General features: G+C 73.0%; 15 protein-coding genes. 7 read left to right on the top strand and 8 right to left on the bottom strand.

Annotated features, from left to right (window positions below; all coding sequences use genetic code 11):
• Positions 1 to 11: 11 nt before the first annotated feature.
• The 7 genes from F1615_RS03030 to F1615_RS03000 all read right to left on the bottom strand — a co-directional run bounded on the left by F1615_RS03030 (position 12) and on the right by F1615_RS03000 (position 8,824).
• Complete coding sequence (locus tag F1615_RS03030) at positions 12 to 1,061, bottom strand: BMP family lipoprotein (RefSeq protein WP_149547293.1); 1,050 nt, start codon at positions 1,059 to 1,061, stop codon at positions 12 to 14.
• Between the two features lie 262 nt (positions 1,062 to 1,323).
• Complete coding sequence (locus F1615_RS03025; RefSeq protein ID WP_149547292.1) at positions 1,324 to 2,373, bottom strand: BMP family lipoprotein; 1,050 nt, start codon at positions 2,371 to 2,373, stop codon at positions 1,324 to 1,326.
• A gap of 250 nt (positions 2,374 to 2,623) precedes the next feature.
• Positions 2,624 to 3,847: an amidohydrolase gene (locus tag F1615_RS03020; RefSeq protein WP_149547734.1), complete on the bottom strand. Its 1,224-nt coding sequence runs from the start codon at positions 3,845 to 3,847 to the stop codon at positions 2,624 to 2,626.
• A gap of 307 nt (positions 3,848 to 4,154) precedes the next feature.
• On the bottom strand, positions 4,155 to 5,243 hold the full coding sequence (locus F1615_RS03015) for a hypothetical protein (protein ID WP_149547291.1): 1,089 nt from the start codon (positions 5,241 to 5,243) through the stop codon (positions 4,155 to 4,157).
• A gap of 59 nt (positions 5,244 to 5,302) precedes the next feature.
• The gene (locus F1615_RS03010; protein WP_149547290.1) at positions 5,303 to 6,241 is read right to left on the bottom strand and encodes an N-acetylneuraminate synthase family protein; all 939 of its coding nucleotides are present in this window, start codon (positions 6,239 to 6,241) and stop codon (positions 5,303 to 5,305) included.
• A gap of 13 nt (positions 6,242 to 6,254) precedes the next feature.
• Entirely contained in the window at positions 6,255 to 7,472 is a 1,218-nt protein-coding gene (locus F1615_RS03005) for an acylneuraminate cytidylyltransferase (RefSeq protein WP_149547289.1), read from the bottom strand.
• 44 nt (positions 7,473 to 7,516) lie between these two features.
• A complete protein-coding gene (locus tag F1615_RS03000; RefSeq protein ID WP_149547288.1) occupies positions 7,517 to 8,824 on the bottom strand; it encodes a DUF6716 putative glycosyltransferase in 1,308 nt (435 codons plus the stop codon).
• Positions 8,825 to 9,023: 199 nt separating this feature from the next.
• Between F1615_RS03000 and F1615_RS02995 the strand changes: the two genes are divergently transcribed.
• Complete coding sequence (locus F1615_RS02995) at positions 9,024 to 10,010, top strand: glycosyltransferase family 2 protein (protein ID WP_149547287.1); 987 nt, start codon at positions 9,024 to 9,026, stop codon at positions 10,008 to 10,010.
• A complete protein-coding gene (locus tag F1615_RS02990; RefSeq protein ID WP_149547286.1) occupies positions 10,010 to 11,341 on the top strand; it encodes a polysialyltransferase family glycosyltransferase in 1,332 nt (443 codons plus the stop codon). Before F1615_RS02995 ends, F1615_RS02990 begins: the two co-directional genes overlap by 1 nt.
• Here F1615_RS02990 and F1615_RS02985 read toward each other — a convergent pair.
• Complete coding sequence (locus F1615_RS02985) at positions 11,338 to 12,582, bottom strand: RCC1 domain-containing protein (RefSeq protein ID WP_149547285.1); 1,245 nt, start codon at positions 12,580 to 12,582, stop codon at positions 11,338 to 11,340. The two genes, F1615_RS02990 and F1615_RS02985, sit on opposite strands and share 4 nt — an antisense overlap.
• Before the next feature lie 309 nt (positions 12,583 to 12,891).
• Between F1615_RS02985 and F1615_RS02980 the strand changes: the two genes are divergently transcribed.
• From F1615_RS02980 to F1615_RS02960, 5 genes are all read left to right on the top strand, one after another.
• Positions 12,892 to 14,145, top strand: a complete 1,254-nt coding sequence (locus F1615_RS02980) for a tetratricopeptide repeat protein (protein WP_149547284.1) — start codon at positions 12,892 to 12,894, stop codon at positions 14,143 to 14,145.
• The gene (locus tag F1615_RS02975) at positions 14,142 to 16,361 is read left to right on the top strand and encodes a polysaccharide pyruvyl transferase family protein (protein ID WP_149547283.1); all 2,220 of its coding nucleotides are present in this window, start codon (positions 14,142 to 14,144) and stop codon (positions 16,359 to 16,361) included. Before F1615_RS02980 ends, F1615_RS02975 begins: the two co-directional genes overlap by 4 nt.
• Positions 16,362 to 16,406: 45 nt before the next feature.
• Complete coding sequence (locus F1615_RS02970) at positions 16,407 to 17,372, top strand: glycosyltransferase family 2 protein (protein ID WP_149547282.1); 966 nt, start codon at positions 16,407 to 16,409, stop codon at positions 17,370 to 17,372.
• 3 nt (positions 17,373 to 17,375) lie between these two features.
• On the top strand, positions 17,376 to 18,731 hold the full coding sequence (locus tag F1615_RS02965; RefSeq protein ID WP_149547281.1) for a polysialyltransferase family glycosyltransferase: 1,356 nt from the start codon (positions 17,376 to 17,378) through the stop codon (positions 18,729 to 18,731).
• Positions 18,732 to 18,819: 88 nt separating this feature from the next.
• Complete coding sequence (locus tag F1615_RS02960) at positions 18,820 to 19,914, top strand: acyltransferase (RefSeq protein WP_149547280.1); 1,095 nt, start codon at positions 18,820 to 18,822, stop codon at positions 19,912 to 19,914.
• The last annotated feature ends 25 nt before the right edge of the window (positions 19,915 to 19,939 follow it).

Here is a 19,939-nt window from a genome sequence, read left to right as displayed (position 1 = left end):
CAGAGGGTTGCTCAGCTGGACTTGACCTTGATCTCGCCGCTGATGATCTTCTCCTTGGCCGTCTTGATGGCTTCCTGGAGCTCGGCGTCGTCCGCGAACTTCGGGTTGGAGTTCGACAGGCTCACCTCACCCGTCTTCAGATCGCCCTTGACGATACCGGTCGCGGGCTTGCCGTCCTCGACCGACTTCGCCAGGTTGTACACCGCCTTGGCGACGTCCTTCATCGCCGAGGTGAGGATCGAGTCCTTGTACTTGGCAAGAGCTTCCTGCTGGTACTGGTCGGAGTCGACGCCGATCGCCCACACCTTGTTGGCGGCGGCGGCCTCGATGACGCCCTGTCCGGACAGACCGGCGGCCGCGTACACGACGTCGGCCTTCTTCTCGATCTGGCCCTCGGCGGCGGACTTGCCCTTGTCCGGGCTGGAGAAGCCGCCCTCCTCCGCGGTCTGGGTCAGGAACTGCGAGATGACCTTGACCTTCGGGTCGGTGTCCTTGACGCCCTGCTCGAAGCCCGCGCGGAACTTGTGGATCAGCGGGATGTCCACGCCGCCCACGAAACCGACGACGTCGGTCTTGGTGCTCTCGGCGGCGGCGACGCCGGCCAGGTAGGAGGCCTGCTCCTCGGAGAAGACCAGGTCGGCCACGTTGCCGGCCTCGACCGTGGCGTCGTCGACGATGCCGAAGGTGGTGTCCGGGAACTTCTCCGCGGCACCCTTCACGGCGGAGGCGTACGCGTAGCCGACACCGATGACCGGGTTGTAGCCCTGCTTCGCCAGCGAGACCAGGCGCTGTTCCTTGTCGGCGTCCGTCTCACCGTCGGTGGGCTCGACGTCGGCGGTCTCGTAGCCGAACTCCTTCTTCGCCTGCTCCAGGCCGGCGTACGCGGCGTCGTTGAAGGACTGGTCGCCCTTGCCGCCGACGTCGTAGGCGATGGCCAGGCCCTTGTCGCCCTTCGCGTCGGAGGAGCTCGAGGAGGTCGAGGTGCCGCCGCAGGCGGAGAGGGCGAGGGCCAGGGAGGCGGTCGCTGCGCCTGCGACCGTGATCCGGGAAATCCGGCGCATGTGTGGTGCTCCTAGTCGTACAAAGCGCCGGGACGGTTCAGCTACGGCGCTGGCTTTGCCGCAGATTAACGCGCGTAGACCTGCCTGAAAACCCCTTCTGTCCACCTTGTTATCCGGCCGTGCCCAACACGGTTCCCAGCCGTGGTCGGGGCTGGCCGATCGCGAACGGAGGGTGGCGGTGGGTGAGCGGACCCGGGAACGCCGAAGCGGGCGGGCGCCGGAGGGCGCCCGCCCGCTTCGTACGGATGTCCCGTACCGCGAACTACTCCGTCTTGACCGTGATGGAGCCGCCGATGATGCCTTCCTTGGCCTTGGCCACGGCGTCCGTCAGACCGGGGACCTCGGCCATCTTCGGGTTGCTCTCCGAGAGGCCGACGCCGTTCACCTTGAGGTCGAAGACCTGGGTGCCGGTCAGCGGCTTCTCGTCCTCCACCGACTTGGCCAGGGCGTACACCGCGCCGCCGACGTCCTTCAGGGCGGAGGTGAGGATGTAGTCCTTGTACGCGGCGAGGGCCTCCTGCTGGTACTGGTCGGAGTCGACGCCGATCGCCCAGACCTTGGCCTTCGCGGCGGCCTCGATGACGCCCTGACCGGACAGTCCGGCCGCCTGGTAGACGACGTCGGCCTTCTTCTCGATCTGGCCCTCGGCGGCGGCCTTGCCCTTGTCCGGGCTGGAGAAGCCGCCCTCCTCGGCGGTCTGCGTCAGGTACTGCGAGACCACCTTCACCTTGGCGTCGGTGTCCTGCACGCCCTGCTTGTAGCCGGCCTCGAACTTGTGGATCAGCGGGATGTCCACACCACCGATGAAGCCGACCGTGTCGGTCTTGGTGGCCTTCGCGGCGGCGACACCGGCGAGGTAGGAGGCCTGCTCCTCGGCGAAGACGAGGGAGGCGACGTTCTCGCCCTCGACCACGGAGTCGACGATGCCGAACGTGGTCTTCGGGTACTTGGCGGCCACGGCCTTCATGGCGGGGCCGTAGGCGAAGCCGACGCCGATGACCGGGTTGTAGCCCTGGCGGGCCAGCGAGGCCAGGCGCTGCTCCTTGTCCGCGTCGGTCTCGCCCTCGGTGGGCTCCACGTCGGCGGTCTTGTAGCCGAACTCGTCCTTGGCCTTGGTCAGGCCGGCGAAGGCGGCGTCGTTGAAGGACTGGTCGCCCTTGCCGCCGATGTCGTAGGCGATGGCGAGACCGAGGTCTTCCTTGGAGCCGCCGCTGTCGCCGTTGTCACTGCTGGTGCCGCCGCAGGCGGTGGCGGCGAGTGCGAGCGAGGCGACCCCCACCGCTACGCGGGTCAGTTTGGATATCCGACGCATCTCAAGCTCCCCATTCTCCAAAGCCCCGCAGCGGGTGCTCGGTTCGGCGCACATTAACGCGCGTAGACACTCCTGGGAACGGGGTTCCGCGGGGCCGTTATCCATTCGTGCCGATGGCCGGTTACGTCCTTGTGAACCAGAGGGCCGTAGGGGACCGAAACGGGCGGTCGGCATGACGCGCGTGCCTGCACGCGCCCCACGCTGCCCCGCCCCCGCCCGGCACGCAAGCGGAGCGGGGGCGGGAGGGGCCTCAGCGGAGCGCGTCCAGGAGGGCGGCGGCGGTGAAGAGCTCCACGCCCACGGTGATCGCGTGCTCGTCCACGTCGAAGTCGCCCTGGTGCAGGTCGCGCACGGTGCGCTCGCCGGGCGTGCGGACGCCGAGGCGGGCCATGGCGCCGGGGACGCGCTCGAGGTACCAGGAGAAGTCCTCGCCGCCGAGGCTCTGCTGGGTGTCCTCGACGGACTCCACTCCGCGCCGGGCGATCATGGCGTCGCGCAGCAGTTCGGTGACCCCCGCCTCGTTGACCACGGGCGGGACGCCGCGCACGTAGTTGATCTCCGACTTGGCGCGGTGCAGGTTGGCCACCTCGTCGATGGCCGCGACCACGATGTCGGGGGCCTGCCGCCAGGCCTCCAGGTCCAGGCAGCGCACGGTGCCGGACAGCTCGGCGTGCTGCGGGATGACGTTGGGCGCGTGGCCCGACTCGATCCTGCCCCAGGTCACGGCGAGTCCGCTGCGGCTGTCGATCCGCCGGCCGACCAGGGCGGGCACGTCGGTGACGACGCGGGCGGCGGCGGTGACCAGGTCGGTGGTCAGGTGCGGCCGGGCGGTGTGACCGCCGGGGCCGTCGAGGGCGATCTCCAGCCGGTCGCAGGCGGAGGTGATGGGGCCCTGGCGCAGCCCGATCCTGCCGGCGTCGACGCGGGGGTCGCAGTGCACGGCGATGATCCGGGCGATGCCGTCGAGCGCGCCGTCCGCGATGGCGTCGGCGGCGCCCCCGGGCAGCACCTCCTCGGCGGGCTGGAAGATCAGCCGGACGGGGCGGGGCAGCAGGCCCTGGCGGTGCAGTTCGGCGAGGACGAGGCCGGTGCCCAGCACCACGGTGGTGTGCACGTCGTGGCCGCAGGCGTGGGCACGGTCGGGCACGGTGGAGCGGTAGGGGCACTCGGTCTTCATGTCGGGGATGGGCAGGCCGTCGATGTCGGCGCGCATGGCCAGCATCGCCGAGTCGGTGCCACCGTCGGTTCCGATGTCGCAGATCACGCCGGTCCCGCTGGACAGTACGCGCGGCCGGAGGCCGGCCCGCTCCAGACGTTCCTTGATCGCGGCGGTGGTGCGGAACTCCTGGTTGCCGAGCTCCGGGTGCATGTGCAGGTCGCGCCGGAACGCGACCAGCTCGGCACGCAGGGCCTCGGGCAACGCTCCGGGGAGCACCGCTCCGCCGGGGAGGTCGACCTCGGACTCCAGTGACATCAGTGGCTTCACCCTTTGAAGAGTAGGGCGCCGACGCCCGTTACTGACCCCCGATCAAGAAAAATCAGCCCGTCAGGCGAAGAAAAGTCGGCTGCCCTACGCATAGCTGTCGATCCGGATGGGTAAACTCGCCGCCCTTTTGCGGGATGAAGGCCCCCTGACCTGCCGGACCATGACATGTGTCACAGCCGTGTCATGCTCCGGCACCCATCCGCCTCCTTCACGGATACCACGCTCGGCCCAGCCCACGCGGACCGGTTCATCTGGCGGACAGCCGGGGCGGGTCGGGGCGGGTCGGGCGGCCGGTTCAGCACCCGAGACCGCAGGGCCTGGCCGGCGCCACCACCGCCGGGAGCCGGTGGACGTCCCGCGCCGAGTCCGTCACCCCGGACAGGAAGCCCCGCGCGCGCGGGGAGGCCGTCCTGGTCAGCCAGGCCGGGTCTATGTCGCAGACCGTGACGCGGACGTCCGTGCCGGTCAGGGCGAGGGGGAGGGTGTGGACGACCGTGGACGGGAAGCTGAGCACGGTGCGGCCGATGGGGCCGCGGCGGGCGACCAGCTCCAGCGGGAGTTCGGGGCGGACGATCTCCAGGCCCGTCTCGACCGCCAGCCGGTGGAGCTTCTCCGCGCTCTCGCGGCGGTGCGCGAAGTAGCGCCGGGCGCCGTGGGTCCTCGCCAGGGACCGCACGGCCTCCAGATAGGCGTCGCCGTCCACCACGCCGGTCTCCACCAGCGACGTGCCCACCAGGTCCGCGCCCTGGGTGATGCGGGGCGGGCCGAAGCGGTCCCGGGTCCAGGCGAAGGTGTGGGCGCTGACGGTGACTCCGGGCGGCGTGTCCTCCATGGGCATCGAGGTGAAGACCTCCACCGCGCGTCTCCCGCCCGGGGTGAGCCGGCGCCGGGCGGCGGCGGACACGGGGGCGAGGAGGAGGTCGCGGGGGCCGGGGCGGCCGCCCTTGCGGTGCCAGCGCACCAGCCGCTCGCCGCGGGCCAGCTGCCCGACGAACTCCATGGTCGCCGTGCCGTCGTCGACCACGACGACGTCCCGCGCCCGGGTGATCGTCAGCAGCAGCTGGACGTAGCGCGAGAAGGGGTCGCCGAGGACGACACGGGTGGCCCGGCGGAGCGGCCCGGACAGTCCGCCGACCGTCCGCAGCGGGGCGCCCGCTCCCCCGCGTGCCTCCTCCCAGCGGACCTCGTGCCCCTCCTCGCGGGCCAGCTCCGCCATCCGGCGCAGCTGGCCGCGGGTCATCGGGTCCACCGGGGACAGCACCACGAGGGTGAGCCCCACGCCGGGCGCGTGCGCGTGCGCCCACTCCAGCACGTTGAGCAGCTGTACCGGGCTCTCGACGAAGGCGAGAGTGCGGGGGCCGGGCCGGCCGGCGCGGGGGCTCATCGACGTACGACCGTTCCCGTCGTCGTGGTGGGGGTGGGGTGGGGTGGACCGGGTCCGGGTCAGACGGACAGCGGTTCGCCCGCGGCCGTGGCGATCTCCGCCTCGGCCACCACGCCGGCGACGCGGCGCAGCTTCTTCATCGGGCCCAGCTCGGACTCGTAGACCTTCTTCACGCCGTCGCCGAGGGACGCCTCGATGGTGCGGATGTCGCGGACCAGCCGGGTCAGGCCCTGCGGCTCCACGGAGGCGGCCTGGTCGGAGCCCCACATGGCGCGGTCGAGGGTGATGTGGCGCTCGACGAACGCGGCACCGAGGGCGACGGCGGCGAGGGTGGTCTGCAGGCCGGTCTCGTGGCCGGAGTAGCCGATCGGGACGTTCGGGAACTCCTTCTCCAGCGTGTTGATCACGCGGAGGTTCAGCTCCTCGGCCTTCGCGGGGTACGTCGAAGTGGCGTGGCACATCAGGATGTTGTCCGAGCCCAGGACCTCGACCGCGTGGCGGATCTGGCGCGGGGTGGACATACCGGTCGAGAGGATGACCGCGCGGCCGGTGGAGCGCAGGGCGCGCAGCAGCTCGTCGTCGGTGAGGGACGCGGACGCGACCTTGTGGGCCGGGACGTCGAACTTCTCCAGGAAGGCGACGGCCTCGGTGTCCCACGGGGAGGCGAACCAGTCGATGCCCTTCTCCTTGCAGTACTCGTCGATCCGGCGGTACTCGTCCTCGCCGAACTCCACGCGGTGGCGGTAGTCGATGTAGGTCATCCGGCCCCAGGGAGTGTCGCGCTCGATGTCCCACTGGTCACGCGGGGTGCAGATCTCCGGGGTGCGCTTCTGGAACTTGACGGCGTCACAGCCGGCCTCGGCGGCCACGTCGATGAGCTTGAAGGCGTTCTCCAGCTCACCGTTGTGGTTGATGCCGATCTCGCCGCAGATGTAGACCGGGCGCCCGGGGCCGACCTCGCGCGAACCGAAGGAGCGGAGACGGGAGTTGGTGCTCATGGCAGAGATGTCCTTACTTGGTGAGGGAGTCGAGAGAGGGGCCGAGGATCCAGCTGGCGATCTCTCGGATGGCGCCGTCGCCACCGGGGACGGTGGTGACCGCGCGTGCGGCGCCGCGTACGACGTCGTGGGCGCTCGCGACCGCCACGGGCCAGCCGACGAGGGCGAAGCACGGGAGGTCGTTGACGTCGTTGCCGACGTAGAGCACGCGCTCCGGCGCGATGCCCTGCTCCTCGCACCACTGCTTCAGTGCGAGGTCCTTGCGGTCGACGCCGTGCAGCACGGGGATGCGGAGCTTGCGTGCGCGGGCGGCGACGACCGGGTTCTGTTCCGTGGACAGGACCAGCATCTTCAGGCCGCTCCGGCGGAGGGCCGCGATGCCGAGTCCGTCGCCGCGGTGCACGGCGACGAACTCCTGTCCACCGGAGTCGATCAGCACCCGGTCGTCGGTCTGGGTGCCGTCGAAGTCGAGGACGACCGCGTCGACGTCGTTCGCGGTCGGGAGGGCTCCGGGGAGGTCCGCGTCGAAGAGCGGCGCGAGGGCCCGGGCCCGGTCGAGGTCGTGCGGGTCGTCGATCTCCAGGACGCGGGCCGGGTCGGTGCGTACGAGCTCGGTGCGGCCGAAGAAGCGGTGCCGCTGCTCGCGGAAGCCCGCGGCGTCCATGGCGTAGGCGGCGCCGGTCTCCAGGAAGTCCTGGGGGCGGTCCTGGCGGCGGGGGCGGAAGGACTTGTCGTGGTTGACGCCGTGGCCGCCCCCGGTCTCCCGGTCGTCGGCGTCGCGCCAGACGAAGCCGTGGAACGGGGCGACGGTCACCGCCGTGTCGGCGTCCCCGTGGGCGACCGCGGCGGCCACGGCGTCGACGTCCTCGCGGACCAGGAAGGGGCTGGTGCACTGGACGAGCAGCACCACGTCCACCGGCGCGCCGTGCAGGGCCTCGTGGGCGTCCATGGCGTGCAGGACGGCCGCCTCGGAGGTCGCGGTGTCGCCGGCGATGGCGGCGGGCCGCAGGACGACCTCGGCGCCGGCCTGTCGCGCGGCCGCCGCGATGGCCTGGTCGTCGGTGGAGACGACCACGTCCGTGACGTTCCGCGCGGCCCGGCACTCGCGCACGGCGCGCACCACCAGGGGTACGCCGCCGACGGGGGCGAGGTTCTTGGCGGGCACGCCCTTGGAGCCGCCGCGTGCGGGGATCACGGCGAGCACCCGGCGCACCACCGGTGGGTTGGACATGGGATCAGCTCCTCGAGCGGGGTTCGGGGCGGCGGCCCGGGCGGTCACAGGTCGCCCATCCGGCGGATCACCGGGGCCACGCGCTGCACGCCGTGCCGGTAGGCCCCGCGCGCCGCCCGGCGCACGATCTGCCGGACCGGTCCGGGCTCCTTGCCGGCGGCGGGTGCGCCGGGCAGCGGCGTGCCGTCCGGGCCGAGGTGGTGGCGGGCGAGGATGCCGGGCAGATAGCCGGGCGCGGTGACCGGTGTGTAGTACGGGGTCAGGGGCGGGAGTCCGCCGGGGCGGCCGAGCAGGTCGGTGATGCGTGCGCGTGCGGTGTCGAAGGCCGTCTCGTACGCCCCGTCCGTGGCGACCCCCTGCCGTGCCACCCACCGGGCGTCGGGCTCCGGGCGGTGTCCTCCGTCGAGCTGGTCCCAGGAGGCGAGGCAGCCGGAGCCGATGAAGTGGTGGTTGCCGAGCGCCTCCCGGATGCCGAGGTCGGTCAGGACCGCGGTGGGGATGCGGCGGTGCAGCGACTCCAGGGCGGCCGTGGAGCTGACCGTGACGAGCAGGTCGGTCCGGTCCAGGACCTCGCCCATGTGCCCGTAGACCAGACGGAAGTTGGCGGGGAGGTCGAGCCGCTGGGACAGCTTCTGGTAGGGCAGTTCCTCGATGTGCGTGGTGTGTTCGCCGGGCTTGGAGCGCAGCTTCAGCAGCACCTCGCGCTCCGGGTGGAGGCGGGCGTGCCGCACCAGCCGGTCCAGCAGGTACGCGCGGTCCCTGCGGCTGTCCGGCACGGAGGGCTGGGCGGCGAACACGACCGTGTAGGGCTCGTGTGCGCCGGTGTGGGCGGCCCCGCCGAGGAACGGCAGCGCGACCTCGGTCACCGCGCCGGCGTCGGCGCCCACTCCCTCGTACACGGCGCGGAAACGGTCCGCGTCCTGGCGGGAGTTGGCGAGCACCAGGTCGGCGCCGTGGCGCAGCAGCAGGCCGTCGGCGAGCTTCTCGTAGACGACACCGACGTATCCGGTGACGACGACGGGCCGGTGGGGCCGGTCCTCCCAGGCCCGCTTCAGCCCGTGCAGCACGGCCTGCACGCCCCCGCCGACCAGGGCGAGCACGAGGACGTCGTACGGCTCCTCCCGCATCGCGCGCAGGAACTCGACCGCGGTGACCTCCCGGAGGGAGTCCGCGCGGACCCCCACCTCGCCGAGCTGGCGGGGTGTGGGCGTGGCGCGGCCCCGCAGGAGAAATCCGTCCATGCGGATGTCCCGCGGCGTGACGCGGTTCGCGGTGAGCGCGCCCCATTTCCAGCGGGTGTCGGAATCCGCGAGGACCGCCACCCTGAGGGGCTTCGTTGCACTTGCTGGCACGCCGAAGACGCTAGGAAGCGAATTCTAGGTATGGCCCAACCGCGAATCAACGAAAAGTTAACAACACCCCACCGCAAGCCGAACCGGCCCGCGAGAACGCGGCACGTAGGCGTGATACACCGTACCGACACACGGAGTTCACCGCCCGTACGGTCATCGGAAAGTTGCCGATCCGGGCGGGACTCCTAGAGTTTTGCGAGTGCCGAAGCTTTCGCTGATCGTCCCGTTCCACAATGTCCGGCAATACGCCCCGGACACCCTCAGAAGTCTGCGCGCGAACGCCCGGGAGGACTTCGAGTTCATTCTGGTCGACGACCATTCCCAGGACGGGACACGGGCGATTCTCGAGCGCGCGGCCGAGGAACTCTCCGAGGTCGCCCGGGTCCGCCTCATCCGCCATGACAGCAACCGCGGGGTCGCCACCGCGCGCAACACCGGGCTGGACGCGGCGGGCGGCGAGTACCTGGCCTTCCTGGACGCCGGCGACTGGCTGGCCCCGGGCCATCTGTCCCGCCTGGTGGCGGCCGCCGAAAGGCTGGGCTGCGACTTCGTCCGCACGGACATGGTGCAGGTCACCGACCGCGCACGGACCGTGCGCCGGGTGCCGGTGGGCCTGCGCGGCGAGGTGCTTGACCCGCGGGACGCGATCCTGCCCGCGGACCGGACGACCTCGGTGGACTACGTGTACGTCTGGGCCGGCATCCATCACCGGCGGCTGCTGGAGCGGGGCCTGCTGCACTTCACCGAGGGGCTGCACACGGCGGAGGACCGGCCGTGGGCCTGGAGGCTGCACCGGGAGGCGGAGTCGTTCGCCGTGACCGACCTGCTGGGTGTGTTCTACCGGCGCGGCGTCGCCTCCTCCTTGACCCGGACCGGTGATGCCCGCCAACTCGACTTCATCCGCGCCTTCGACCAGGTCGTCGAGGAGACGTCGGCGGACCGGGACGCCGGCCGGCTGCTGCCCAAGGCGGTGCGGACGTACTGCGCGGTCATCGCCCACCACCTGGCCGAGGAGGACAAGTTCGAGCCCGCCGTGGCCAGGCGGCTGCGGTCGATGAGTGCGGCGGCGCTCCGGCGGATGCCGCAGGACGTGCTCGACGGCGTACTGGACACCATGGACCTGCGACGCTCCGCCCGGCTGCGGCGGCTTCGGCGCCGGCCCGGCACGGGGAAGGGGGCCGCCTGATGTCCCGCACCACTCAGATCTTCTGCGCCTCGACGCCGTACGGCGTCGCCACGCTGGCGGCCGCGGTCGAGTCCGGCTGCTTCGCGCGGGCGGAGCGGCGGCTGCTGCTGTACTGCGACGCTTCCGCGGTCCCGGAGGCCGCGCCGGCGCCCGAGGAGATACCGGGCTTCGCGCCGCTGCGCGCCCACTTCGACGAGGTGCTCTCCTGGAACGAGGCCGTCCGGCCCTTCCACCCGGCGGCCTGGACACCCCGCGGCGACGACGTCCCGCTCCTGGAGCGGCATCTGCGGCTGCTGTGGGGGCTCGGCGACGACCGCGTGGAACTGGTGCTGGAGTCCCCGGACGTTCCTCCGGCCCTGGCGGTGGCCCAGGTGTTCACCGGGGCCCCGGTGCACGTCCACGCCGGCGGGACGGCGGGCTACGGTCCCACGCGGGGCAAGCTCGACCCGCTGATCGGCACGCGCGTGCGGCAGGTGCTCCACCTGGACCTGGTGCCGGGTCTGACGCCGATGCTGCTGGCCGAGTTCGGCGTGCCGGCGCGGGTGGTGCCGACGGACGCCTTCCTGAGGGTGGTCGGGGACATGTCCGCGGCCGTGGACGGGTTGCCGCAGGTGCCGGACGGCGCGGCGCTGCTGGTCGGCCAGTGCCTGTCCGCGCTCGGCATCCCCTCCCCCGCGGAGGAGGACGACCTGCACGTGCGGATGCTGCGGTCAGCGGCCGGACGCGGGCACCGCGCGGTGGTGTTCGCGCCGCACCCCGCCGCCGCGGTCCGGCACGGCCGCGCGCTGCGGACCGAGGCGGAGCGGCTCGGGGTGGACCTCACCGTCCTGGACGTCCCCGTGCTCGCCGAGGTGCTGTTCGAGAGGTTCCGGCCGGCGCTGGTCGTCGGCTGCTCCTCGACCGCGCTGTTCACGGCGTCCGCGTTCTACGGTCTGCCGGTCGCCCGCGTGGGCACCGGGCGCCTCCTCGAGCGGCTGACGCCGTACCAGAACGGCCACCGGGTCCCGGCCGTCCTCGCGGACGCGCTGCTGCCGGGCCCGGAGCCCGGGAGCGCGGAGGCGCTCGCGGCCGGTGAGCCGGCCGACCTGGTCACCGCGCTCGGCTTCACCATGCAGCCGCACCTGCGCCCGTCCCTGCGCCCGGCCGCGGAGCGGTACCTGGCACGGCACGCGGGCCACCCGCGCACCCGGCGCTGGTTCCGGCGCAAGCGGCTCACCTCGCTCGGGCTGCCCGGCGGCATCCCGAAGCGGCTGGCGTTCCTGCCGCGCAACGCCACCGCGCGCCGGGTGGTGCGGCGGGCGCGGGCGCTGAAGAAGGCCGTGGGGGGTTAGTCGTGCCGGCTGGACTCCGAGGTGGCGTCCTGGAAGGGCCCACGGCCGGTGGCGTCGGCGGACGGGGCGTGTTCGAGGATCACGTGCCGACCGGACAGGTCCAGGGCGGGGCCGGGCAGCGGTATCCGCACCGGCCGGGCAGCGCCGGCCCCGGCCCGGCCGCCGAGGCCCAGGCCCGACCCCCAGCCCCACAGACCGCCCCGGGTGTCGATGGCGAGTCCCGTGAGTCCCAGGGCGGCGATCCGGCGGATCTCGGGGAGACCGGTCACGCAGACCGGCTTCGCGGAGGTGTGGTCCGAGGTGCGGCCGTCGCCCAGCGCGCCGCCCGCTCCACGGCCCCAGGCCCGCACCACACCGTCCCGGTCCAGGGCGTAGGCCACGTTCTCGCCGCCCGCCACCTGGACCACGTCCGTCAGCCCGGGCACGAGCACCGGGCGGCCGGACTGGCCGCCGCGCGGCTCGGCCCCCAGCAGGCCGTAGGCGTTGTTCCCCCACGCGCAAACCCGCCCGTCCCCCTTGACCGCGACCACGGCACCGCCCGCCGAGGCCACGTCGACGACACCCCTCACACCGTCGATCGTGGTGAGCCGCGTGCCGTCGGTCCCGCCGAGGACGTCGGTGAGGTTGATGCCCCATCCCCGTACCCGGCCGTCGGAACGCAGGGCGAAGGCGTTGAGGGAGCCGGGCCCCATCGAGACGACGTCCCCCAGGCCGGGGACGCGTCGCGGGGTCGCCACGCCGTCGTACCCCTCCCGCTTCCCACCGTTGACCAAGAACCGGTCCGACCCCCAGGCCGTCACGGTGCCGTCCCGCCGTACGACGTAGAACGTCGGCCCGCTGCCGTGGACCTCGCGCGCGTCGTCGATGCCCGGCACCTGCCGCGGCTCGGCCTGGTAGTGGCGCTCGGTGTGGCCCTGCCCGAGGGAGCCGCCGACGTTGGTGCCGTAGGACCACACGGTGCCGTCGGCGCGTACCGCGACCGTGGTGAAACGGCCGTCCGCGACCGAGACGACGTCGGTCCAGCCGGGCACCGGTCCGGCCTGGATGCCGCCGGCCGGGGCGCCGGCCATCGGGAACCAGGCCCAGGCGAAGCCCGGCTGCGCCTGGCGCGGCGCGGGCCGCGCGGGGGGCCCGTCCGGGCACCGGGGCGCGCCGAGGACCGCGCGGTCGGCCTCGCCGCATCCGGCCGCACCGAGCACGGCGCCCGCGACCAGCACCCGCAGCCACGATTTCCGGGCCATACGACACTCCGCTCGTGCCGGGAAGGACCCGGGCGCATCCGACGGGCGGTGGGGGGCTCCCTCACCGGCCACCACCATGCCGGGGGCGGATCCCGCGCGGCAGGGCGGATGTACTCACCCGCGCCGGGGCCGGGACCCCGGACGCGCGGGTACGGGCGCGGGGCGTGGAGCCGGGGCGGCCTGAGTACGAACGCCCGGCACGCGGCGGACTGTTCGAGGGGGACTGTTCACCCGTTGTCCACGCGGATGCCACCGGCCGACCGCCGTGCTGGGGCACATTCGGCCTCCGATCGGAGGACGGTGGAAGGCATGACGAACCCCCTGGCGGGATTGTTCACGGCTCGGCAGAAGGAAACCGCCAGGCGGGAGCTGTACGCCCGGGGTCTGCGCCTGTGCGGTGAGCATCTCGCGGCCCGAGGCGACCGGTCCGCTCCCCGCGACGCCCGCCTCACCCGGGCGATCGGTGTCCTCGCCGCCTCCCTCGACGCTCCGTCGGCCGATCCCTTCGACGCCCTGCTCCAGGTCGGCGAGTACGCCCTGGAGGCCGGCGGCGACGGGCTGGAGCTCGCCCTGGGGGTCGCCGGGACGGCGACCGGGATCCGGCAGCGGTCCAAGGGCGCGTGGCGGCTGCGCGGCCTGGCGCTCGACGGGCTCGGGCGCGACGACGAGGCGCTGGAGTGCTACGGCCGCTGCCTGGCGCTGCAGCAGGAGGGCGCCCCGGCCGGGGCGGTGGCCCGCCGGGCCGGCACCCTGCGGCGGCGCCGCGAGTGCCTGGAGGAGGCCGCCGCGCTCTTCCCCGGGTCCGGCGCCGCGCTGCGCGACCCGACCGGCCGACCGACCGCCGCCGTGGCACAGGAGTTCGCCGGCCACGTCCGTGCGCGGGTGGCCGAGCACGGCCCGGACGACCCCGCCGTACGCCGCCTGCTGGAGCTGTACGGCACCTACCGGCGGCTCGTCGAGCGGTCCGTGATGCCCGATCCGCTGCTCGGCGGGAGCACGCCGATCGGTGTCGGCGGGCTGCGGAAGCTGGTCGCGGGGCGGACGGTGTGCCTGGTCTCGAACGCCGGGGAGGTCGCCGGGAGCACGCTGGGCGCGGAGATCGACGCCTACGACCTGGTCGTGCGCTGCGACGCGTTCCGGATCCGCGCGGAGGGCACCGGGGAGCGCACCGGCCTGCACGCCGTCTCGCTGCGCGGCGACGCCCCGTGGGAGGGGCCCGCCTGGTCGCAGCGGGCCGGTGTCCGGCTGGTGTTCGGCGACCCGGCCGGGGCGTGGCGCCGCGCGACGCGGGAGCGGCTCGTCGCCGGGGCGCAGGAGCATGTCGGCGACGCCACGCTGCGGCGGCCCCTGAGCGACCCGGCGCTGCTGGGAGAGGACCGCTGGGGGCCCGGGGCCGGCACGGCCTTCACCGTGCTGCGGCTGCTGGACTTCCTGGACGTCAGCCCCCGCCTGGACCTCATCGGCTTCGACAAGCCGGGCCGGCTGCGGCCGGCGGAGGCCGAATGGGTCATGGACCGCGCGACACACGTCGACGACAGCAAGATGAGGATCGCCCTGCGATGACCCACTCCTCCTCCGCGGACGACCGGAGCGCCGTCACCGGCAGACGCCGGATCGCCTTCGCCGTGCACACCGACGGCGACCGCCTGCCCGGCCTGGCCACGCTGGTCCGCAGCCTGGCGCTGACCAACCCGGGCGTGTGCGAGGACGTCGTGGTGCTGCACCCCGGGCTGCCGGACTCCGCGTTCGACGCGCTGCGCCGGCTGCACCCGCGCGTGGTCACCCGCCGCGCGGACCGCCGTACGGACGTCTTCCGGCTGGAGGGCTACGACACCGTCGTCGCCCTCTCCCCCGGCATGGTGGTGCTGGGGGACATCGGCGCGCTGCTGCGGATGCGGCACGGGGTGGGCGCCGTACCGCAGGTGCTGTGGGACGGGCGGGGCGAGGAGCGGCGTACGGTCCTGCCGGACGGGCTGCTGGTCGTGCAGCGCGCCGACGTGGACGACGCCGTGGTGGCGCGGCTCGACGGCGACGGCGACTGGGGCGCGGTGCTGGAGGGCGTCCTGACGCCCCTCGACGCGCGGTACGACTTCCTCACCCGCCGGCTGTACGACGACGCGCCGGTGCCCGAGCGGGTCGCCGTGCTGCGCTTCCCCGGGCCGGACGACGAGCCCGGGTACGGTCCGGCCGCCGAGGCGCGGAGCCGTTTCGAGATGGGCGACGAGGAGTTCCGGGCCGCGTACTGCGCCCTGCCCGGTGACAAACACCCCGACCTGCTGGCGCACCTCGCGCCGCCCCTGCTCCGGGCGCGTCCCTCCCTCGGCCTGGCCCGTACGGTCGCCGACGTGTACCGCGGGCAGGGCCGTTACGACGAGGCCGTCGACGTCCTCGCCCCGGTGGTGGGGGACCGGCTGGACGCGCCGCGCTGCCAGGAGACCCTGGGCGTCTGCCTGATGGCGCTGTCGCGCTACGCGGAGGCCGAGGCGCGGCTGCTGCTGGCGGCGGCGTCCCCCGACGTGGCGCCGCGTGCCTTCGCCCAGCTCGCGCGGCTGGCGTGGCTGTGCGGACGCGAGGCGGACGCGCACGCCTACGCCCGGGCGGGGCTGGAGGCCGACCCCACCGACTCCGGGTGTCACGGCTGGTACGTCCGTACCCGTGCGGAGGACCGCCCGGAGGCGGAGCCGGTGGCACCCGGGGAGCAGCTGGCCCACGTGGCGCTGTTCGCCGAGGGGCAGGAGAACGCCGGCGACAAGGTGCTGCCCGAGGCCGTGCGCCTGTGCTTCGGCACCGACACCGGCCCGCGCCGCTGGTACAAGCAGCCGGTGCACCGGCTGGTCGACGAGGCGGCGCTGGAGGAACTGAACGCGCGGCGCGGGGTCGTGGTGGGCGGCGGCGGGCTCTTCCTGCCGGACACCTCCCCCAACGGCAACAGCCACTGGCAGTGGAACGTCCCGGACGACGCGCTGTCCCGGCTGACCGCGCCGCTGGCCGTGTTCGCGGTCGGCTACAACGTGTTCGACGGGCAGCTCTACCGTCGCGGCCGGTTCGCCGAGAGCCTGCGGGTCCTCGTCGAGCGGTCCGCGTTCTTCGGGCTGCGCAACCACGGCTCGATCGACCGCGTCCGCGAACTGCTCCCCGCTCAGCTGCGCGACCGGGTGCGCTACCAGCCCTGCCCGACCACGGTGGCCCGCCACCTCGTCCCCGGGTGGCTCGACCCGGTGGAGCGGGACGACACCGTGCTCGTCAACTGCGCGTACGACCGCGCCGGTCTGCGCTTCGGCCACGACTACGGCGGCTTCCTCGCCCAGATGGCCACCGCGCTGCGCGGTCTGCGCGACCGGGCCGACGTACGGTACGCGGCGCACATGCCCGCCGACGAGAGGTTCGTGCACGACCTGCGGCGGGAGCACGGGCTGAGTCTGCCCGTGGAGCAGCTGTACGACATGGACAACGACGGGATCCGTGCGCTCTTCCGCCGGTCGCGGCTGGTGATCGGGATGCGCGGGCACGCCGGGATGATCCCCTTCGGCTGCGGCACCCCGATCCTCAGCCTCGTCTCCCATCCGAAGCTCGCCTACTTCCTGTCCGACATCGGCCGCGAGGAGTGGGGGCTGTCCGTGCACGACCGGGACCTCGGCTCCCGGCTCCTGGAGCGGGCCGCGGCGGTCCTCGACGACCACCCGGCCGCCGTGGCGGACGTGCACGACGCGCAGAAGTACCTGTGGGAGACCACGCGGTCCAACCTCGACGAACTCGGGGAGACCTTCGGCCGGACCTGAGTCACCGCATCACCGCCGCTTCGAGCCTTCGAAAGAGAGAACCACGTGCCGAAACTGTCCGTCGTCGTCCCGATGCACAACGTGGAGGCGTTCGCGGAGAGCACCCTGCGCAGTCTCGCCGCCAACGCGCACCCGGACTACGAGTTCCTGCTCGTCGACGACTGTTCCACGGACGCCACGCCCTGGGTGATCGACCGCTGGGCGGAGAAACTCCCGGGCGCGCGGGTGATCCGGCACGAGACGAACAGGGGCATCGCCCAGGCCCGCAACACCGGCATCGACGCGGCCGACGGGGAGTTCCTCACGTTCCTCGACGGCGACGACTGGTACGGCCCCCGCCACCTCGCCGGGATGGTGCGGGCGATGGAGGAGCTGGGCTGCGACTTCGCCCGCACCGATCACGTCCAGGCCACCGGCACCGAGCGGGTGATCAAGCGGCCCCCGGCCAGGCTGCGCAACGCGGTGATGGATCCGCGGGACGGGATCACGCCCGTCGACACGGAGACGATGGTCGACTACCCGTTCGTCTGGGCGGGGATCTACCGCCGGCACCTCTTCGCCGACGGCGGCATGCGCTTCGTCACCGAACTGCGCACCGCCGAGGACCGGTTGTGGATCTGGCGGCTGCACCTGAAGGCCCGGACGTACGCGTCCCTGGGACTGCACGGGGTGTTCTACCGGCGCGGCGTCGCGACCTCCCTCACCCAGATCAAGGACTCCCGTCAGCTCGACTTCATCCCGGCGTACGACCTGCTGCTGCGGGACCTGCGCGACGACCCGGAGACCGACCGCTTCCTCCTCAAGGCCGTACGCACCTACTGCGCCATGATCGCCTTCCACGTCGGCAAGGCGGACGAGTACGAGCCCTCGGCGGCCCAGCGGCTGCGGCGTGAGGCGCGGGACGCGCTGCACCGGATGCCCCAGCAGGCGCTGGAGGAGACCCTCGCCACCATCGACAGCACCCGGAGCAGGCTGCTCAGCCGCCTGCGTGACGGGCGGAAGGCTGCCTGACCCATGCACCGTACGACCCAGATCTTCCAGGTTTCGACCCTCTACGGTGCGGCCACCCTGGCCGCGGCGCTGGACGCGGGACTGTTCGGCCCGCGCGAGGAGGCCCGGCGCGTCCTGCTGGTCTCCAACAACGCCGCCGTACCGGAGACCGCGCTGCGCCTGGACGAGATGCACGGCTACGGCCCGCTGGCGGGCCGCTTCGACACGGTGGTGAGCTGGAACGAGGCGATCAGCCCGTACCACCCGAGCACCTGGGGTCCGCGCGGCAACGACACGGTGCTGTGGCAGCGGGCCTTCCGTCTGCTGTGGGGCGTCGACGAACGCGAGACGGTGGAGCTCGCCGTCGAGTCGATCCAGGTCAACCCCGCCCGCGCGCTGGTGGCGATCTTCTCCGAGTCCGCCGTCGACGTGTACGCCGACGGTCTGATGAGCTACGGACCGACCCGGGAGAAGCTGCCGCTGACCCTCGCGCGCCGCATCCGGCGGCTGCTCCACCTCGATCTGATCCCGGGCCTGCGGCCGCTGCTGCTGTCCGAGTACGGAGTCGAACCGGTCATCGTGCCGGACGGGGCGTTCCGGGGCGTGCTGGACGAGATCTCCGGGGACGCCGCGGACGACCCGCGGCTCGCGCCCGTGCTCGACGAGGCGCCGACCGCCGTGCTCCTCGGCCAGTACCTGGCGGCGATCAACATCCTGAGCGCGCGGGAGGAGGAGGACCTCCACGTCCGCATGCTCACCGGGGCCGTGCGCGCCGGGCACCGGTCCGTGGTGTTCAAGCCCCACCCGACCGCCCCCGCCGGCTACTCGGCGGCGCTGAGCAAGGCGGCGGCGGACGCGGGCGTGCGGCTCACCGTGCTGGACGCGCCGCTGCTGGCCGAGACGCTGTACCAGCACTGCCGTCCCGAGCTCGTCGTGGGCTGCTTCTCGACGGCCATGGTGACCGCGTCCGCCTACTACGACGTGCCCGTCGCCCGGGTCGGGACCGATCTGGTGATGGGCCGCCTCAAGCCCTACCCGAACAGCAACCGGGTGCCGCTGGCCGTGATCGACCACCTGGTGCCGGACCTGGAGCGGGGGGAGACCCCGGCTGTCGTCGGCCCGGCCCCGGACACCCTGTCCCCGCTGGTCCGGTCGATCGGCTTCTGCATGCAGCCGAAGACGTACGCGAGCCTGCGGGAGCCGACGGCGGACTGGCTCCGCGCCCACCTGGCGGACACGCCCGGCCACTACTTCCCCGAGCTGCGCCTGGCCGAGCTGTCCCTCCCGGGCAGCACCCCCCGCACCCGCGCCAGGATCCAGGCCGCCCGTGCGAAGCGTGTGATGGGCAGGGCGGTGCGTCGTGGCACCCGCAAGGGGTGACGCGCGTGCCGCCAACCGAGACGCGCCGGCCACGGAGGTGCCACCCGCTCTTCAACTCCCGTACACCGCACCATCCCAGAGTGACGCGGTGCCCAACGACATCGCCGTACGCCTGCCCCAGCAGAAGGGCAGTGCCGGCTCCCTCCAGGGAGAGCCCGCCCCCGCCGCGCGGGAACACCGCTTCGACATCGACCTGATGCGGCTGATCTGCTCGGCAACCATCATGGTGGGCCACGTGGGTGCCCAGTTCATCCGCTCCACCGGCAACGACCCGGCGGGCGGCTCCGGCTCCTACTGGGCGGGACACGTCGCCGAGGCGATCAACCCCTTCGCCGTCCCCCTGTACTTCGCCATCGCCGGCTGGGCGGTCCTCGTCGGCGCACCCCCGCGCGACAGCGCACGCATGTGGCAGCGGATCGTCCGCAACACCGTCCCGCTCTTCGTGTGGACGGCGGTCTACCTGCTCTGGGCCTGGCTGCGCGACCGCAACGACCGCCCCATGACGGAGCTGGCGACGGACTCCCTGTTCGGCTCCGTCCAGCCCGCCTACCACCTGTGGTTCATGTACAACTACATCCCGATCATCGCGCTGCTCGCCTTCGCGATGCTGATCAAGGCGGGGAGGCGGCCCTGGGGCCTGGGCGCGGCACTGCTGGGCATCGCGGTCCTGCCCAGCGTGCTGACCACGATCACCGAGGTGACGGGCCGCGACATGCCCGCGTCGGCCTGGGGATTCGGCACCTACTCGCTGGTCTACGCGGTGGGCGGCGCGCTGCTGTTCGCCCTGCCGGCCGGGGCCGTGCGGTGGCGGTGGCCGCTGTTCGTGCTGCTGCCGCTCACCATGGCCGGGGCGCTCTGGTACAACACGCAGATCCACTACGTGATGCCCAACGCGCACCTGTTCGTCGCCGCCATGAGCGTCTGCGTCCTGCTCCTGGTCAGCAGGATCCGGGTGCCGGAGAAGTGGCGGCCCCTGCTGAAGAAGCTGGCCGGTGCCGCGCTGGGCGCGTACATGGTGCATGTGCTGTTCGTCGAGGAGATCGCCGCTCCCCTGGTGTCGCCGGATCTGAGCGGACCGGCGGCGGGACTGCTCCTGACCGGCCTGCTGGCCGCGGTCATGGTGCTGTCGTTCGCCACCAGCCTGCTGTGGGGGAAGCTGAACCTGCGCCGCCTGCTCGGCTGACCGGGCGGTCCCGCCGCACGGCCCG

Source organism: Streptomyces marokkonensis (assembly GCF_008312835.1).
Classification (GTDB): domain Bacteria; phylum Actinomycetota; class Actinomycetes; order Streptomycetales; family Streptomycetaceae; genus Streptomyces; species Streptomyces marokkonensis_A.
This window is presented reverse-complemented; position numbering and strand designations above follow the sequence as displayed.

Coding starts and splice junctions, on each gene's coding strand:
- F1615_RS03030 (WP_149547293.1), bottom strand. CDS start 1,061: ATGCGCCGGATTTCCCGGATCACGGTCGCAGGCGCAGCGACCGCCTCC.
- F1615_RS03025 (WP_149547292.1), bottom strand. CDS start 2,373: ATGCGTCGGATATCCAAACTGACCCGCGTAGCGGTGGGGGTCGCCTCG.
- F1615_RS03020 (WP_149547734.1), bottom strand. CDS start 3,847: ATGTCACTGGAGTCCGAGGTCGACCTCCCCGGCGGAGCGGTGCTCCCC.
- F1615_RS03015 (WP_149547291.1), bottom strand. CDS start 5,243: ATGAGCCCCCGCGCCGGCCGGCCCGGCCCCCGCACTCTCGCCTTCGTC.
- F1615_RS03010 (WP_149547290.1), bottom strand. CDS start 6,241: ATGAGCACCAACTCCCGTCTCCGCTCCTTCGGTTCGCGCGAGGTCGGC.
- F1615_RS03005 (WP_149547289.1), bottom strand. CDS start 7,472: ATGTCCAACCCACCGGTGGTGCGCCGGGTGCTCGCCGTGATCCCCGCA.
- F1615_RS02990 (WP_149547286.1), top strand. CDS start 10,010: ATGTCCCGCACCACTCAGATCTTCTGCGCCTCGACGCCGTACGGCGTC.
- F1615_RS02985 (WP_149547285.1), bottom strand. CDS start 12,582: ATGGCCCGGAAATCGTGGCTGCGGGTGCTGGTCGCGGGCGCCGTGCTC.
- F1615_RS02980 (WP_149547284.1), top strand. CDS start 12,892: ATGACGAACCCCCTGGCGGGATTGTTCACGGCTCGGCAGAAGGAAACC.
- F1615_RS02975 (WP_149547283.1), top strand. CDS start 14,142: ATGACCCACTCCTCCTCCGCGGACGACCGGAGCGCCGTCACCGGCAGA.
- F1615_RS02965 (WP_149547281.1), top strand. CDS start 17,376: ATGCACCGTACGACCCAGATCTTCCAGGTTTCGACCCTCTACGGTGCG.